Here is a 16,558-nt window from a genome sequence, read left to right as displayed (position 1 = left end):
AGACCAGAAAAAATTGAAGTCATTTTTACCCCCGGAACTCCGGGGGTAATTTTTTGTATACACTTCTCAACAGCTCTTACTTCGCAATTACATGCATTACCAATGGTAATACATACAAGCAGAATAAACTGATGAGAATAATGCTGACAATGTTCATTACAAAGCCCGCCTTGATCATATCCTTGAGTTTTATATGACCACTGCTGAATACAATGGCATTGGGCGGAGTACCCATCGGCATCATGGAAGCAGCACTGGCAGCAAGCGTCATAGGTATACCCAGCAATAAAGGATCGAGATGCAATGCATCGGCTAATGCAGCCAGCACCGGTGCAAATACAATTACCTGTGCTACATTACTCATTACTTCGCTGAGGAAAATAGAAATCACCACAATAATGATGAGCAATGCAAAACCATTGATGTGGCTGAAGCCAGCCAGCCATTGCCCTATTTGCGCCATTACACCCACTTTCTCCAATGCATTTGCCAATGCAATACCTCCGCCAAACAATAATAAAATACCCCAGGCCATTTTTGAAGTATCGCTCCAATCGAGCAGCATAACCGGTTTGTTATTTTCTGTTTTACCGGCTGGTATTGCAAACAGCAGCAATGCACCAAAGATGGCGATTATACTATCGTCGAGTTTAAGAAAGCCAAGTTGATTGATGGGGTCTTTGATGATCCATAACAATGCTGTGAGCAGAAAAACAGATAATGCTCTTTTTTCTGCAGTAGACATACGGCCCAGCTTCTGCAGTTCTTCTGTGATGTAACGGTTGGCATCTTTACTGCTGCTGATGCGTGAAGGAAACATCCATTTTGCCAGCACCCAGTATAAGGCTGCTAATAACAGAATCACCATTGGGGTGCACACCAGCATCCAATCAACAAACTGAATGGTATAGTTATATTTTTTTTCAATAAATGCAACAAAGGCGACGTTGGGCGGTGTACCAATAATGGTGGCCATACCGCCGATATTACTGGCATAGGCAATTACCAGCATTAGCACCATCGAAAAATTGGCAAGACTTGTACCCGTTTGTTCATGCTCACGCATCACTGCAATTACACTTAATGCAATCGGAAACATCATCATCGTGGTAGCGGTATTACTCAGCCACATACTTAAAAAAGAAGTGGCAATGATAAAGCCGAGTATAATACGGTTACCGCTTGTGCCTGTTTGCTTTACAATACTTAACGCAATGCGTTTATGCAGATTCCATTTTTCAATGGCAAGTCCAATCATAAAACCACCCATAAATAAAAAGATAACCGGGTTGCTGTAGGCTTTTGTGGTTTCTTCCATTGTGCTGATGTTGAGTAGCGGAAGTAAAATCAGCGGCAGCAAAGCAACAGCAGGCATGGGTAATGCTTCAGCTATCCACCAGGTAATCATTAAAACTGCAACGGCAACAGCTTTGTTGGCAGCAGCATCTAAACCAAACGGGTTAATGAGATAAGCGGCAAGCGATAATGCAATTCCGGCAAATAACGAAAGCCGGTACTGAATGGTTGGGTTCATGCATTAAATATAAAATAGTTTGGTTGATGGCGAACAGCGGGCCTCCGGAAGCTTATCGTAACGCAACGGCAGTTTTATTAACCGCATGTTTAGTAACCTGCGGATGATCTGCTATAAAAAAACGGTAGAGCCATTTTGCATGTTCTGCTGCATAATCAACACCAATACGTGGCGAGGCCATTGTTGTAAACTGCTCCTGCTTTTCTTCTGCCAGAAAAAGTTGCTGTTGCTGCAAAGGAAAACCTGTATGGGAAACCGATATGCCCAATGCTTTACTTACATTACCGGGTCCACGGCCTATGCTGCTGTTGAATTTGTTTTGATGAAAACGTTGCTGCATAATTGGGAGACCTTCCACCGGTTCAATACCTCGTATTAAAACAGCATCGGGTTTGCCGGGTACATTACAAACCACATTAAACAAGTGATGAATTCCGTAACAGAGATATACATAAGCATGTCCTGCATCGCCAAACATGATTTCTGTTCTTGCAGTTCTTCTGTTGTTATATGCATGCGATGCTTTGTCGATGATGCCGGCATACGCTTCTGTTTCAACAATACGTCCAACAGTGTATTGTTGTTCAAATTTTGTAACAATGTATTTACCCAGTAATTCCTGTGCAATACGGGCAACATCATCTCTTCTGTAAAAATCTATGCCGAGCTTTTGCATTTTGTTGTATTTTGCTGCTAACGCCTGTTAAGCACCACTATCATCACACTTAAAAACGGATCATTTGTTAAAGGAATTAGTTATTGCAGTTCAGGCTTATTTCAGAGCGCATCAGTTTATCGTTCGACACAAGTTATGGAAATGGATTCTTATTCCGGGGTTCATATACATGTTGTTGTTTATGGGCGGTATGTGGTTGTTCTGGACATCGAGCGGCGATTTTCTCGACTGGCTATTTAATACAGTTGGTATTAAAAGCTGGCTCGATTCAATGAACAACAGTTTACTCAACTTCCTGTTCATTACAGCCAGTATTATTTTCCGTTTGATTCTTTTGTTCTTCTATTTTTCGCTGTTTAAGTTTTTATTCCTGGTAGTGGGTTCACCGGTGTTTGCCTACCTGAGCGAAAAAACAGAAAATATTATCGAAGGAAACGATTATCCGTTCGATTTAAAACAACTGCTGAAAGATATCTGGCGTGCAGTTCGTCTTGCATTACGCAACACCTTATGGCAAACCATTTATATTATTGCGATTTTGCTTTTTTCGTTAATACCTGTAGTAGGATGGGTAAGTCCGATGATTGCTTTTTTGGTGGAGTGTTATTACTACGGTTTTTCCATGCTCGATTACAGCACCGAACGGCATAAACTAAGTCCATCGCAGAGTATTGCCTTCATCAGTAACCGCAAAGGATTAGCTATTGGTAATGGGATGGTCTTTTTCCTGCTGCATGTAATTCCGTTTGTAGGTTGGGTATTAGCACCGGCATATGCTGTTGTTGCAGCAACATTGAGTTTATATCACCAGGATGATAATCCGTAAACAGCTTCTGTTATCTTTACGGCAATCAAACAAACATTTTGGCAACAGTTTTTCTTATACCTGCTCCGTTAGAAGATGAAAGTCTAGAGGCAATACCTGCTTACGTGTTGGATGCAATTAAACAGTGCACAGTACTCTTTGCAGAAAACGAACGTACTGCAAGGCGGTATTTAAAAAAGCTCGATAAAGCGATTGTAATTGACGAGTACGAATGGTACACTATTCATAAAGCAGAGCAGGAAGTAAAGCAGGCGTTTATCAATCAGATCAAAGCCGGTAAAAACATCGGTATCATCAGCGAGGCAGGTTGCCCCGGCATTGCAGATCCGGGACAGGTGTTGATCGAAGCTGCACATCAGCACGGAGCAACCATTAAACCTTTGGCAGGCCCCAGTTCCATTTTATTGGCGTTGATGGGTAGCGGCATGAACGGACAGCAATTTGCCTTTGTAGGTTATTTGCCCATTGATGAACAACAGCGTAAAAAGAAATTACTACAGCTTGAAGAATATTCGGCTAAACAGCAAAGCACACAGGTGTTTATTGAAACACCATACCGTAACAATCAATTGCTGGAAACAATACTCAAAACTTGTAAACCCACTACACGCATTTGCGTAGCAGCAAATTTAACTGCCGCCAATGAATCAATCGTTACAAAAACGGTGGCCGATTGGAAAAAAGAAAAACCGGAATTGCACAAACAGCCGGTGATCTTTTGTTTGATGGGGTAATGGGAAAGTACGAAGTACAAAGCTGGAAGTACAAAGTGAAAGAAATTACTTCCGCTTGTAAAATACAAATCCATTCTTACGGCCAATCACTTCTACTTTGTCTGCATAATTTTTCATCACCTCTGGTTCGTAGGTATTCTTGCTGATGAAGTAAGTGGGTTTATCAACTTGGCCTGTCAGCAGCCAGCTTTCATCTTTCGATTCTTTGCGTTGCCCCGGCTTAATGCGTGTGTAGAAGTATTGTGCATAGCTTTTATAGCCGAGCGTTTTAATATACACATCCTTTCCCTGCAGCGATTCGAAAAATTCAATCGCCGCATGCTGCGAATATTGTTCAATACGTGGAGCGAAGGAAGTAAGCAATACCTGCATTGCGCCGGCGCAGGTAATCAGTAATAAAACAAATGCCTTTTGAAACTTCTTTTTCTGCAACCATACAAAGCTGGTGATGATTGCAGCCAGGAACAAAATACCCGGAATCATTAAGAAATAATTCCAGCTTACCTGTGCTTCAATGTTGGCCATTGCAAACGCATCTTTGGTAAGTAATGGTTTTAACCAGTGGATGTTGTTGCCGATTAACGGTAAGGCTATAAAGAGGATACTCCAGATAATGCCCAGCACCAGCAAGGCGATTTTTTGCCAGCCTTTTATTGTTGCAGTGCGCTTGATAATACCGGTGATTGTTGCTGCAGCCAGGTAACCTATTGGTAGATAAGTAAACGATGAATAGTGAACAATCTTTGTTTTTACAATCGTAAACACTACTAAAATCACAAGCAGTGAAGCGATCATCAGCATCCGGAAGATCTGTTGTTGTTTGTTTTCGTGTTGCTGGTTACGGTAGCGGAAAATCAATAAAGAAGCGGGGAAGCAACCAATGAGCACCACAACAAAATGGTACAACAGGAAACCGCCGTGGCCTGCATCTTTGGTTTTAAACAAACGAATCTGGTAGGTAATAAATTCGTTTACAAACCACCAGCCATGCTCCACAATTTCTAATCCAAACCAGACCAGCGTAACAAGCAGTACAACCAATCCCCAGATGAGATAATATTTGATGTTGACCCAGCCTTTCCAACGGTTAAAAAGAATAAAAACGCCATAGCTTAACAGAACGACCAGCAATGCAACCGGTCCTTTGGTTAATATGGCAACGCCGGTAAACAAGCCGGAAAAAAGCAAGTGCTGTAAAAACGGCTTGCGTTCTTCTTTCGCTGCAAGAAAGCGTGATAGAAAGTAAATACCAAGAAAAATAAACAGGTTAAACCACGGATCGATGATGCCGCTTTTGAAATAAAGATGCGGCAGAAAAGTGCCTGCATAAATAAAGGCCCACCAAAGACCAAACTGTTCGTTATGCAATCTCCGGCCAATGCCAAATAGAATGAGCAAGGTTGCAACGCCGCACAACGCATTGGGTAGCCTTGCAGCAAATTCATTTACACCAAACAGCTTCATCGATGCTACCTGCATCCAGAAGAACAGTGGTGGCTTTTCCCAAAACGGTTCGTAGTTGATCTGCACCTGCATGTAATTGCCCGTTTCAATCATTTCACGGGCACTTTCAGCGAAGTTGATTTCGTCCCAATCGAACAGCGCCACTTTTCCAAGAGAGTGAAAAAAAAGTAATGCTGCAAGCACAGTAATCAACAGGTAAGTTGCGAACCGGTTCATCATAAAACGAAGATAAACGATTAAGGGCTTAAAGATAGGCAACAAAAAAAGGGAGCAACGCTCCCTTTTATAACTGATGTGTAAAATTTTTATCCGAGATAACCTTTCAGCAGTTTGCAGCGGCTGTTTGTTTTCAGCTTGCTGATGGCTTTGTCTTTGATCTGTCGAACACGCTCTCTTGTAAGGTTAAAGCGTTCGCCGATATCTTCCAAACTCAGTGGATGATCGACTCCAATACCAAAGAAATATTTGATTACATCCTGCTGACGTTCTGTGAGTGTTTTTAACGAACGGGTAATTTCTGTTTTCAACGACTCGTTATGATCAAGCTCTCCATCGGTTGCAGTTGCGTTGGGATTTTCCAATACATCCATCAGTGTATTTTCTTCTCCATCGCTCAATGGCGAATCCATACTTACGTGGCGAGAGGAAATGCCGAGTGTAGAAGAAACTTCTTCAATTTCAATTTCCAACATTTCTGCAAGCTCTTCAGCAGAAGGTTCACGTTCGTACTCCTGTTCCAGCTGCGAAAAAGCTTTGTTGATGCGGTTGGTTAATCCAACTTTATTCAACGGTAAGCGAACAATACGGGATTGTTCGGCTAAAGCCTGTAAAATACTTTGACGAATCCACCACACAGCGTAAGAGATAAATTTGAAACCCCGTGTTTCATCGAAACGTTGTGCGGCTTTAATTAAGCCAAGATTACCTTCATTGATGAGGTCGGGAAGTGAGAGACCCTGGTTCTGATACTGTTTTGCCACAGATACAACGAAACGTAGGTTGGCTTTTGTTAAACGGTCCAATGCCCGTTGATCACCTTGTTTAATCCGTTCGGCAAGTTTTACTTCTTCTTCGGGACTGATAAGTTCTACTTTACCGATCTCCTGCAAATACTTTTCAAGACTTTGCGATTCACGGTTAGTGATCGATTTTGTGATTTTGAGTTGGCGCATGCTCATAAGCTCTGGTTTTTAGGTTGTTGATGTTATTTCATAGCTAAGGACCTTCAACCCCGGAAACATAGCGAACCACAAATAAAAACATCTATGTTACCTCGGTGTTAGGTTTTAAAACTTCATCCTAATTTAACTGTATTTACAATTTTCACCAAAAAAAACCCTTACTGGGCTTGCATTTCAGCAAAATCAGTCTGTTTTGTTTAATAAATAATTTTTATAGTTAAACAAAAAAGACAAAGTAAAATTTTGATTCCTCTTTTATTTTTTTATTATTGCAACAAATCGCCTGGCGAAACTGAAATGAGCAAGAAAGTATTATATACACTGGAATTTCCAGTAAGATGTTCTCCTACTATTTTATACGAGTTCTTATCAACTCCTTCCGGATTACAGGAGTGGTTTGCAGATAAAGTGGATGAGCGTGACGGAGTTTTTTCATTTAATTGGAACGGTTCTGACGAAAAAGCAGAAATGCTGGACAGCGAATTAGATAAGTTTGTACGTTATCGTTGGATGCATTCTCCAAAAGATGAATATTTTGAATTCCGGATCGAACGCACTGAGATTTCCAATCAGACAATACTGATTGTGAAAGATTTTGCGGAGAAGAAAGAAATCAAAGACCAAAGTCAATTGTGGGAATACCAGGTGAAAGATCTCTTTCACCGTATTGGCAGCTAACTGTTCAGTACCGATTGCAGCAATAAACGGAATTTCTGTTCAAGTATTTCTTCGGCAAAATCCCAATCTACCAAACTGCAAACAAAAGCCAGTTTCAGAATCTGTCTGTTTTGCAGTAATGTTTTATTTCCATTCAGTAACTGCATATTGTTACTCCTGAAATGGTGATGCCATTCCTCATCGCTGTTATTTACCCAAACATCATTTGCAGTAAGTATAGGTTCATAGGCCAGTATTGATGCGTTGTATTGCTGCAGGTAAGTTCCCTTCATGTGCAGTGTAATGCTGAAGAAATGTCCCCACCAGAAAAACGTTCGTACAGCGAATACATTTTCTTTACTGAAGCAACGAGGATAGTCGAGCATAACATACGGCAATCCTTCATAGTTTTCGCCTTTGGAAATTTTTGCGCCTGCAGCAGTTATTTCGGCAGGAAGCTTTTGCAAAAGCCCGGTTTGTTTGTACGTTTCACTCAAATTGCCAAACAAGGCATAAACCTTTTCAATAATACCGTTCTTTGTTAAAATCCACGCAGGATCGCTTACCAGTTGTCGCTCAAAAGCTGAAAGACTTACATTTGCTTTTTCCTGCATAAAAAAAGAAGATCAGTGATAAAAAAGTTAGACAAACTTATCATAAAAGCGTTTATCGGGCCTTTTCTTGCTACTTTCTTTATTGCGCTTTTTATCCTGGTTATCCAATTCTTCTGGTTATACATCGACGATTTTGTGGGGAAGGGAATTGATACATTTACGTTGCTCCAGTTTATTGCTTATGTAAGTACTACGCTTGTTCCGCTGGCATTGCCATTGGGTATTTTGCTTTCTTCCATTATGACTTTTGGCAACCTGGGCGAATCGTTTGAGCTGGTTGCCATCAAAAGTGCAGGTATACCCCTGGTGCGTTTTATGCGCCCTGTGCTGGTTGTATCGGTTATTTTAGGATTGGTTGCCTTTGCGTTTGCCAACTATGTTATTCCTGTTGCTGAATTAAAAATGCGTACGCTGTTGTACGATATACGTGTTGCGAAACCGGCATTTGATATCAAAGAAGGTGTGTTTTATAAAAAACTTGATGGATATACTATTAAGATCGGCCGGAAAGAAAACGACTCCATCATTTATAACGTTGTCATATACGAGCACAACTATACGCTGCAGGATAATATCATTCTTGCAGAAAAAGGTACAATGACGATCTCTCCCGATCAGCGCTTTCTCTCCTTCAACTTGCAAAATGGCTGGCGCTACCAGGAAAAAGGAAACCCCGGAACCATTGAAACCGAGTATTACCGCTTAGGCTTTAAAGAGTATAAGAAAGTATTCGACCTCAGTTCGTTTAAACTGAATAAAACAGCCGACTCAACGTTTAAAACGTATTACAAAATGTTGAGCCTGCAACAACTAAACACGGTTGTAGATTCGCTGGACAAAGTAGTGCTGAAGCTTCGTACAAAATCAAAAAATGAACTAAGGCCATCGTTGCCCATGCAATCGGTACCCGACAGCCTTTGGAAAAAACATAAACCTTTTGCATCAAAGGCGAAAAATATCGATCAGCTAATTCCAGATTCTTTGAAGCGGAATGTGTATTCAAATGCTGTAACAAAAATATCAGGCGTAAAAAGTGTGGCAGAATTTTTATCGTACGATTACCAGGAGCAGCAAAAACAATTACGTTTGCACAAGCTCGAGCGGCATCGCAAATTCACACTTTCATTCGCCTGCGTGGTGTTGTTCCTGATAGGCGCTCCACTAGGTTCTATCATCCGTAAAGGCGGGCTTGGATTGCCATTGGTAATTTCTGTGTTCTTCTTTATTGTATTTCACATCATGAATACAACAGGGGAGAAGTTAGTAAAAGAAGATGCCATGCAACCGCTCACCGGTATGTGGATGTCTACCGCTATATTAATTCCAATCGGAATATTCTTAACGTGGAAGGCCATGAAAGATTCCAACCTCTTTAATGCGGAGTTCTATTACCGCACCATGCGGCGCATTGGCATGAGCCGTTGGTTAAAAGAAAAACAATAACAGCTGCAAAGCATTTGGTTGTAACTTACATCCACAAAAACTCAGTATTATGGCAAATCATATTTCACGTCGTGGTTTTATTAACCAGACTGCAAAAACAACGGTTGCTGTAGCCGCCGCAAGTGTAGCGGGTGTTGATCTGTTGGCAGGTTGTACTTCTGCAAAAGTTATTAGTGGTGGAGCTGCATTGGTTGGCTTTGAGCAAACGCCTTTGCCTTATGGCTATAAAGACCTTGAGCCGATCATTGATGCCATGACCATGGAAATTCATTACAGCAAACATGCTGCTGCGTATGCAACCAATTTGCGTGATGCAGCAAAAGCTGAGAATATCGATCAGAGTAAACCGGTGGAGAATATTTTCAGCAATATCTCTGCCTACTCAGCCAAGGTTCGCAACAATGGAGGTGGTCATTACAATCACGAATTGTTCTGGCGTTGTATGAAGCCCAATGGTGGCGGACAGCCAACTGGTGCATTACTTTCATCTATTCAGCAATCGTTCGGCAGTTTCGAAGCATTTCAAACACAGTTTACCGATGCCGGTAAAAACCGTTTCGGTAGTGGCTGGGCCTGGTTGTATGTGGATGGGAACAAACAATTGAAAATCGGTTCAACGCCTAACCAGGATAATCCATTGATGAATGTGAGCGATATTAAAGGAACACCACTGCTGGGGTTAGATGTGTGGGAGCATGCTTACTATCTTAAGTACCAGAATAAACGTCCCGATTACATTGCAGCCTGGTGGAAAGTTGTGAACTGGGAATTTGTGCAGCAACGTTATTCCGCATTATAAAAATCATACAAAGCGATAACGAAGCCCTGCAGCATTGCAGGGCTTTTTTATTGTATGGCCTGCACGTTTTGCAGTATTGCAGCAGCACCGGTTAAACAGTATCTTTCTAACAAAACTATTTATATGCCTACTGTTACTGTTGCAACCTTCAATTGCGAAAACCTGTTTCGTCGTTACCGCTTCAATAAAAATCTTACCAAAGAACAGGTAGAGAAAAAAATTACCGATGGGTTTGTTATTGATAAGTCGGTGCTGTCAACTGTAAACGAAACTGAACGACAACTTACTGCCGATGCCATTAAAGCTACCAAGGCAGATATTGTTTGTTTGCAGGAAGTGGAGAATATGGATACGCTGAAAAACTTTGTATCGCAATATCTTTCTTCTTCCGGTTATAAATACAGGATGTTGATTGATGCAAATGATCCGAGATTGATTGACGTGGCCATCATCAGCAAAATTCCTATCAGCTATGTAAAAACGCACCAGTATCTCAAAAGCGGATTAACAACTGTGTTTTCGAGAGATTGCTTGGAAGCTGATTTTCTCATTGGCGATAAACCGCTTACTTTATTTGTCAATCATTTTAAATCGATGTTCGACAAAGGCAATCTTACACCTGCACAAAAAAGGGCCAAGACGGCAGCAAGAAGAGAACTGCAGGCGCAGGCTGTGTTAGACATCATTAAACAGAAATACAAAAACAAACCGGAGAAAAGCAACTGGATTGTGTTGGGCGATTTAAACGATTACCCCGACGATAAAACAAGCTTGAAAAAATTAGTAGGAAGTAACTGGATGGAAAATATTGTGCAGACACGCATTACTGATGTTGCTGAACAATGGACGCATTACTGGGATAAAACGACTGTGCCTATAGATGAACGCTACAAACAAATCGATTATATTTTTCTGTCGAAACAACTGGCCACAACAAATCCAGATGCAATACCTGTAATTGTTCGGAAAGGCATTGTTACAAAAGCAACCAAATATAGCGGAGCAAGATTCGAGGGAGTTACCGATAAACAGGGAGCGTCCGATCATTGTCCTGTTGCTGTAACCATTAAATTATAAAAAAGAATAGGCCCGAAATAGTCACGGCCCCTGCAGAAAACATCTTCACAATAGCAAGCGGGAAGTAGCATCTGCAGAGGCCGTTATGGATGCAATATTAACGATGGAAAAGATACAATGTTGCAGAACTTCCACACATATTTTTCTTCTTCACATTTCTTTAACCCTTACGTAAAAGTGGGTCAAGTTTTGCCGGCATCTGCCTCAACGCACTTGGTAAAAACTTGGCAACCTTGGGCCGAACTCCTACATTCGTACTCCTTATTCAAAAGCATTAAACTATTGTATTATGCAGGCATGGAAAGATTACCAGGAACAAAACAAGGAACGTTTTTTAAATGAGTTGCTCGATCTCTTACGTATTCCTTCAATCAGTGCGAAAAGTGAAAATAAAACCGATATGGTGGCGTGTGCAGAAGCGGTGAAACAACGTTTGCTCGAAGCCGGTGCCGATACGGTGACCATTTATGAAACACCCGGTCACCCGATTGTGTATGGCGAAAAAATCATTGATCCGTCGAAGCCAACAGTGTTGGTTTATGGCCATTACGATGTACAGCCGGTTGATCCGTTAAACCTCTGGCACAGCGATCCGTTTGATCCGACAATTAAAGACGGAAAAATATATGCACGTGGTGCCTGCGATGATAAAGGGCAGTTTTATATGCACGTGAAAGCATTGGAAACAATGGTGAAAACAAATTCGCTTACTACCAATATTAAATTTTGCATTGAAGGTGAAGAAGAAGTGGGCAGTCCCAACCTTGCAACGTTTGTAAAAGCCAATAAAGAATTACTGAAGGCAGATGTAGTGCTCATCAGCGATACAGCCATGATCAGCATGGAGAACCCCAGCATTGATATTGGTGTGCGTGGCTTAAGTTATATTGAAGTGGAAGTAACCGGCCCGAACCGTGACTTGCACAGTGGCGTGTACGGCGGTGCTGTTGCCAATCCAATTACCATGTTGGCGAAGATGATTGCCAGCTGTCATGATGAAAACAACCACATCACCATTCCCGGTTTTTATGATGATGTAGTGGAAGCAACTGCCGAAGAACGCAAGATGATGGCTGCTGCTCCTTACGATGAAAACGAATACGCTGCCGATTTGGGAGTAGATAAACTCTGGGGCGAAAATGGATTTACGACCAATGAACGTACCGGTATCCGTCCAACATTAGAGTTGAACGGTATTTGGGGTGGTTATACCGGTGAAGGTGCAAAAACTGTTTTGCCTTCGAAAGCATTTGCAAAAATTTCTGCACGGTTGGTACCCAACCAATCAAGCGAAAAGATCACGGAGAAATTATTGAATTACTTTAAGAGCATAGCACCAGCAGGTGTAACGGTAAATGCACATGAGCATCATGGTGGCGAACCGTACATGACGCCTGTTGACAGCAAGGCTTACAAAGCTGCAGCTGCTGCTATTAAAGATACATTTGGCAAAGAGGCTATTCCTGTGCGTGGCGGTGGCAGTATTCCTATTTGTGCGTTGTTTGAAAAAGAACTCGGTATTAAGATCGTGTTCATGGGTTTTGGTTTAGACAGCGACAACCTGCACAGCCCGAATGAGAAGTACGATATTTTTAATTTCTATAAAGGCATTGAAACGATCCCGTATTTCCATAAGCACTTTGCGGAAGCGTAATTGTTTTGCTCACAGATAACACAGAAGGCGCAGATTTTTCTGCGCCTTTTTTATTTATACAATCTAGGCTTGATGAAGAAAGAACTAGTGACGAAAAGAACTGTCATCCCGAGGAACGAGGGATCTGTTCAACTGCGGTGCAAAAAGCAACAGATCCTTCCTTCGTCAGGATGGCAGCAGCAATGAACTTCATAAATATTTTCTACATCTTGAATCAAACATCTTACAATACCTGCACCCCATCTTTCTTATACACTTTACCATCCTTCATCACAAAAACCACTTTACCCATCACCTGAATATCGGTTAACGGATCGCCATCAACAGCAATAATATCGGCGATCTTTCCTTTTTCAATACTGCCCAGCTTATCCCACATGTTCAACATGGTTGCTGCATTTTTAGTGGCAGATTGAATGGCTTCCATGGCCGGCATGCCGGCTTCGGTCATGTATACAAACTCCATCCAGTTTTTACCATGTGCAAACACACCTGCATCGGTACCAAAGGCAATCTTTACACCTGCCTTGTACGCTTTTGCAAAGGTGTTTTGGATATGCGGACCAACCGCCAAGGCTTTTGGTGTAACAATGTCTGTATAGTAGCCGGGAATCTTTGCACTATCTGCTGTTGATTTACCTGCAGTAATGGTTGGCACTAACCAGGTGCCGTATTCTTTGGCGAGTGCAATGCCTTCGTTATCTAAATACGTTCCGTGTTCAATGCTGGTAACACCACCTTTAATAGCACGCTTGATTCCTTCTGCACCATGTGCATGTGCAGCCACAATAAAACCATAATCTTTGGCAGCAGTTACAATAGCTTTTACTTCTTCAATGGTAAACTGTGGACTGGAGCCATCTTTTGCCTGGCTCAACACACCACCTGTCGCCGTGATCTTAATGCAATCACTTCCATCTTTATAACGCTGACGAACGGCATGGTACGCATCTTCCGGTCCGTTAATAACACCTTCTGCCGGACCGGGATCGCCCATCAGATCTTTCCTGTAACCATTGGTAGGATCTGCATGGCCGCCTGTTGTAGCAATGGATTTGCCTGCAGAAAAAATACGAGGCCCAACAACAATGCCTTTATTAATTGAATTACGCAACGAAAGATTTACGCCGCTGCCGCCTAAATCTCTCACCATTGTAAAACCTGCCATTAAAGTTACACGTGCATACACCGTACTTTGAAACGCCACATCGGATGGATTCTGAATAAACTTATCGGCTACAGCTCCCCGTTTGGTTTCCTGTTCTAAATGCACATGCATATCCATTAAGCCGGGCATCACCGTTTTGTTTTTTAAGTCGATCACTTTATCGTTGGCTGCAGCAGTTGTAAAACCATTCACCACATCCACAATAGCATTGCCTTGTACAATAATGGTTACATTGTTAATGACTTTCCCATCTTTTGTATCGATGAGTTTGCCGCAATGAATCAATGTACGTTGTGCTGTTACCTGCACTGCTGTAAGCAGGAGGAAGAAAAAAAGAAATTGTCTCATGCAAATTTGGTTGTTACGTTAAGTTAAGATTATTTGGTTGATTAAGTTACTTATGTAACCTGACAGGTTAATGCGTTTAGAGAAATCAGCAAAACTGAAGGTTGTTGGCAAATAGGAAATAAACCTGTCAGGTTGAAGTTCTCAAAATAAAAACGGGATGCGAAGCATCCCGTTTTTATCAGAATTTTTATCTCGCTCCCGGAGGACATTTCTCTTTTAAATACGCAGTGTACAGTTTCGATAAATGTTGAAACGTACCAGCCCCTTCGCTGATGCTGTGTGTGCGGTTAGGGTAAGGCATAAACTGGAACAGCTTACCCTGCTTGATCAATTCATTCACCAATACTTCGGCATTACTATAATGCACATTGTCATCACCGGTGCCATGGATGTACAATAAATTTCCTTTCAGGTTTTTTGCATAGGTAATAGGAGAACCTTTGATGAAATCATCTTTGTTTTCCTGTGGCAAACCCATGTAGCGTTCCTGGTAAATATTATCGTAAAACAATTGATTACCTACTGCTGCAATGGAAATACCTGTCTGGAACAGATCGGGATATTGAAACAATAAATGCAGGGTAGATGAACCGCCGCCGCTCCAGCCCCACACAGCAACACGGCTTGCATCGAGATAAGAACGATCTGCCAATAACTTTTTCATACCCATTGCCTGGTCACGAATATTGATGCGGCCGATTTGTTTGTAAATACTCTTGCGCCATTCTGCACCTTTCAACGTTGGTGTACCTCTGCTGTTGAAGGATACATAGAAATAACCTTGTGCATTCATATCGCCACCAAACAAAAAGTTATTGCCGGCATAAAAATCATCTTCCACTGTTGTTGCAGCGGGCTCGCTGTACACATACAGCAGCACAGGATATTTTTTGGTTGGATCATAATTCTTCGGCTTACTGATCCAGCCATCCATTGTAACACCATCTTCGGTGGTAATGGTAAAGAATTCCAGATTGTCTTTATTAACCGGTTTGATTGTTTTCAATAATTCATCGCCTGCAACAGGTTTGTGAGTAGCAAGATTTAAAAACTGTGTGGCAGGTGCAACCGAGCGACTGGTAAAACTATGCACCGCATAACGTCCGGTAGGGGAGCACTCGTAACTGTTGGTGCCTTCGTAACCTGCAGGTGTTACACGCACTGCTTTGCTCTTGCCATCCATTTTAACTTTGTACAAATAACGTTGTATCGCATTGTCGGGCGATGCAATAAAATACAATTCATTCTTTGCTTCATCTACTGCACTGATGGCTGCAATATCATAATTGCCAATGGTGAGTAATGTTTCTTTTCCCTCACGTGTTACTTTGTAAATATGTCGCCAGCCATCTTTTTCACTCACCCATAAAAACGATTTTCCTTTTTCGATAAACTCCCAACCACGTGGATCATCATCGTTCCAGCGGCTTTTAATATCGATCCATGCTTTATCCGTTTCTGCATAAAACTGTTTTGCTTCGCCGGTAGTTGTATTGCAGAAATAGAGTTTGCTTTCGTTTTGCTTACGGTTGAGTTGCTGCACAATCAATTCATTTGCTCCGCTCCATTCCATACGTGGCAAGTAATTATTAGCCGCATCACCGGGAATGTTCATCCATTTTGTTTCACCTGTTTTAATGGTAACCACGCCAATTTTTACCGGCGATGGTTGTTCACCTACTTTCGGGTATTCTACCGGAATTACTTTCGAATAATTACCATCGGTTGTGTTGAGCATGTAATAATCTTTGATCTGGTTCGCATCTACCTGCCAGTAGGCAATGCTTTTACCATCGGCACTCCAGCGGAAACCATCACGGCAACCAAACTCTTCTTCGTACACCCAATCGAATGTACCGTTGATGAGTTTTTTGGTATTGTTGGTTGATGTAAGTGCTTTCGATTTGCCGGAAGCAAGCTCTTCTACATAGAGATTGTTTTCCGAAACATAAGCTGCCAGTTCACCATCGGGCGAAATTTTGGCGTAGAGCAAACTTTGTGCAGGACGATCTTTCCCGATCTGCTGTAAACGTTTGGTGGGGATGTGGTAGTACCAATAATCGCCTCTGGTATTGTAACGCCATACACGGGCTGTGTTGGTAAAGATGAGCACCAGCTGATCGTTATTGCTTACTTCAAAATCAGCGACGTTGATTGTTTTACCATTTGCTTTTAATACATCTGCAGGAACGAGCACCGTTTGCTGACCTGTCTTCAAATTCATTTTGGTGATGCTGTTCTTTTCCTTTTCGTACATGGAAGAGCCATCGGCCGTCCATTTAATTTTATCGGCTTTAAATTGGGCAAACGATAAAAAGCCAAAAACTAAAAAACAAAATCCAAGAAAAAACTTCTTCATAATGTTGAGTTGAGTGTTCGAATA

14 protein-coding genes are annotated in these 16,558 nt (G+C 41.8%); 7 read left to right on the top strand and 7 right to left on the bottom strand.

What is annotated here, in order from left to right:
- Nucleotides 1–76 precede the first annotated feature (76 nt).
- A complete protein-coding gene (locus IQ13_RS11075; protein WP_144886442.1) occupies nt 77–1,534 on the bottom strand; it encodes an SLC13 family permease in 1,458 nt (485 codons plus the stop codon).
- 52 nt (nt 1,535–1,586) lie between these two features.
- Nucleotides 1,587–2,210 (bottom strand): DNA-3-methyladenine glycosylase, encoded by a 624-nt coding sequence (locus IQ13_RS11070; RefSeq protein WP_144886441.1) that lies wholly within the window; start codon nt 2,208–2,210, stop codon nt 1,587–1,589.
- A gap of 64 nt (nt 2,211–2,274) precedes the next feature.
- Here IQ13_RS11070 and IQ13_RS11065 point away from each other — a divergent pair, with 64 nt between their 5' ends.
- Complete coding sequence (locus tag IQ13_RS11065; RefSeq protein WP_144886440.1) at nt 2,275–3,036, top strand: EI24 domain-containing protein; 762 nt, start codon at nt 2,275–2,277, stop codon at nt 3,034–3,036.
- Between the two features lie 38 nt (nt 3,037–3,074).
- On the top strand, nt 3,075–3,770 hold the full coding sequence (locus IQ13_RS11060) for an SAM-dependent methyltransferase (RefSeq protein WP_242009532.1): 696 nt from the start codon (nt 3,075–3,077) through the stop codon (nt 3,768–3,770).
- Nucleotides 3,771–3,815: 45 nt separating this feature from the next.
- On the opposite strand, the gene IQ13_RS11055 is transcribed toward IQ13_RS11060, so the two are convergent.
- A complete protein-coding gene (locus IQ13_RS11055) occupies nt 3,816–5,453 on the bottom strand; it encodes an ArnT family glycosyltransferase (protein WP_144886438.1) in 1,638 nt (545 codons plus the stop codon).
- Between the two features lie 86 nt (nt 5,454–5,539).
- A complete protein-coding gene (locus tag IQ13_RS11050) occupies nt 5,540–6,406 on the bottom strand; it encodes a sigma-70 family RNA polymerase sigma factor (protein WP_144886437.1) in 867 nt (288 codons plus the stop codon).
- A gap of 306 nt (nt 6,407–6,712) precedes the next feature.
- On the opposite strand from IQ13_RS11050, the gene IQ13_RS11045 reads away from it, so the two are divergent.
- Nucleotides 6,713–7,093 carry an START-like domain-containing protein gene (locus IQ13_RS11045; protein WP_144886436.1) on the top strand — a complete coding sequence of 127 codons (381 nt, stop codon included), beginning with the start codon at nt 6,713–6,715 and terminating at the stop codon, nt 7,091–7,093.
- Here the strand turns inward: IQ13_RS11045 and IQ13_RS11040 are convergent.
- Nucleotides 7,090–7,686: a hypothetical protein gene (locus tag IQ13_RS11040; protein WP_144886435.1), complete on the bottom strand. Its 597-nt coding sequence runs from the start codon at nt 7,684–7,686 to the stop codon at nt 7,090–7,092. The two genes, IQ13_RS11045 and IQ13_RS11040, sit on opposite strands and share 4 nt — an antisense overlap.
- Nucleotides 7,687–7,701: 15 nt before the next feature.
- On the opposite strand from IQ13_RS11040, the gene IQ13_RS11035 reads away from it, so the two are divergent.
- From IQ13_RS11035 to IQ13_RS11020, 4 genes are all read left to right on the top strand, one after another.
- Entirely contained in the window at nt 7,702–9,129 is a 1,428-nt protein-coding gene (locus IQ13_RS11035) for an LptF/LptG family permease (protein WP_144886434.1), read from the top strand.
- A gap of 49 nt (nt 9,130–9,178) precedes the next feature.
- Complete coding sequence (locus IQ13_RS11030; RefSeq protein WP_144886433.1) at nt 9,179–9,928, top strand: superoxide dismutase; 750 nt, start codon at nt 9,179–9,181, stop codon at nt 9,926–9,928.
- A gap of 123 nt (nt 9,929–10,051) precedes the next feature.
- Nucleotides 10,052–11,005 (top strand): endonuclease/exonuclease/phosphatase family protein, encoded by a 954-nt coding sequence (locus IQ13_RS11025; protein ID WP_158637373.1) that lies wholly within the window; start codon nt 10,052–10,054, stop codon nt 11,003–11,005.
- Nucleotides 11,006–11,294: 289 nt separating this feature from the next.
- Nucleotides 11,295–12,659, top strand: coding sequence for a dipeptidase (locus tag IQ13_RS11020; RefSeq protein ID WP_144886431.1), 1,365 nt, complete (start codon nt 11,295–11,297; stop codon nt 12,657–12,659).
- A 223-nt stretch (nt 12,660–12,882) separates the two neighbouring features.
- Here the strand turns inward: IQ13_RS11020 and IQ13_RS11015 are convergent, their stop codons facing one another.
- Entirely contained in the window at nt 12,883–14,175 is a 1,293-nt protein-coding gene (locus IQ13_RS11015; RefSeq protein WP_144886430.1) for a metal-dependent hydrolase family protein, read from the bottom strand.
- Nucleotides 14,176–14,362: 187 nt separating this feature from the next.
- A complete protein-coding gene (locus tag IQ13_RS11010) occupies nt 14,363–16,534 on the bottom strand; it encodes a S9 family peptidase (protein ID WP_199758241.1) in 2,172 nt (723 codons plus the stop codon).
- Between the last annotated feature and the right edge of the window lie 24 nt (nt 16,535–16,558).

The organism is Lacibacter cauensis (assembly GCF_007830055.1).
Taxonomy (GTDB): domain Bacteria; phylum Bacteroidota; class Bacteroidia; order Chitinophagales; family Chitinophagaceae; genus Lacibacter; species Lacibacter cauensis.
This window is presented reverse-complemented; position numbering and strand designations above follow the sequence as displayed.

Coding starts and splice junctions, on each gene's coding strand:
- IQ13_RS11030 (WP_144886433.1), top strand. CDS start 9,179: ATGGCAAATCATATTTCACGTCGTGGTTTTATTAACCAGACTGCAAAA.
- IQ13_RS11045 (WP_144886436.1), top strand. CDS start 6,713: ATGAGCAAGAAAGTATTATATACACTGGAATTTCCAGTAAGATGTTCT.
- IQ13_RS11015 (WP_144886430.1), bottom strand. CDS start 14,175: ATGAGACAATTTCTTTTTTTCTTCCTCCTGCTTACAGCAGTGCAGGTA.
- IQ13_RS11010 (WP_199758241.1), bottom strand. CDS start 16,534: ATGAAGAAGTTTTTTCTTGGATTTTGTTTTTTAGTTTTTGGCTTTTTA.
- IQ13_RS11050 (WP_144886437.1), bottom strand. CDS start 6,406: ATGCGCCAACTCAAAATCACAAAATCGATCACTAACCGTGAATCGCAA.
- IQ13_RS11025 (WP_158637373.1), top strand. CDS start 10,052: ATGCCTACTGTTACTGTTGCAACCTTCAATTGCGAAAACCTGTTTCGT.
- IQ13_RS11075 (WP_144886442.1), bottom strand. CDS start 1,534: ATGAACCCAACCATTCAGTACCGGCTTTCGTTATTTGCCGGAATTGCA.
- IQ13_RS11040 (WP_144886435.1), bottom strand. CDS start 7,686: ATGCAGGAAAAAGCAAATGTAAGTCTTTCAGCTTTTGAGCGACAACTG.
- IQ13_RS11020 (WP_144886431.1), top strand. CDS start 11,295: ATGCAGGCATGGAAAGATTACCAGGAACAAAACAAGGAACGTTTTTTA.
- IQ13_RS11070 (WP_144886441.1), bottom strand. CDS start 2,210: ATGCAAAAGCTCGGCATAGATTTTTACAGAAGAGATGATGTTGCCCGT.
- IQ13_RS11055 (WP_144886438.1), bottom strand. CDS start 5,453: ATGATGAACCGGTTCGCAACTTACCTGTTGATTACTGTGCTTGCAGCA.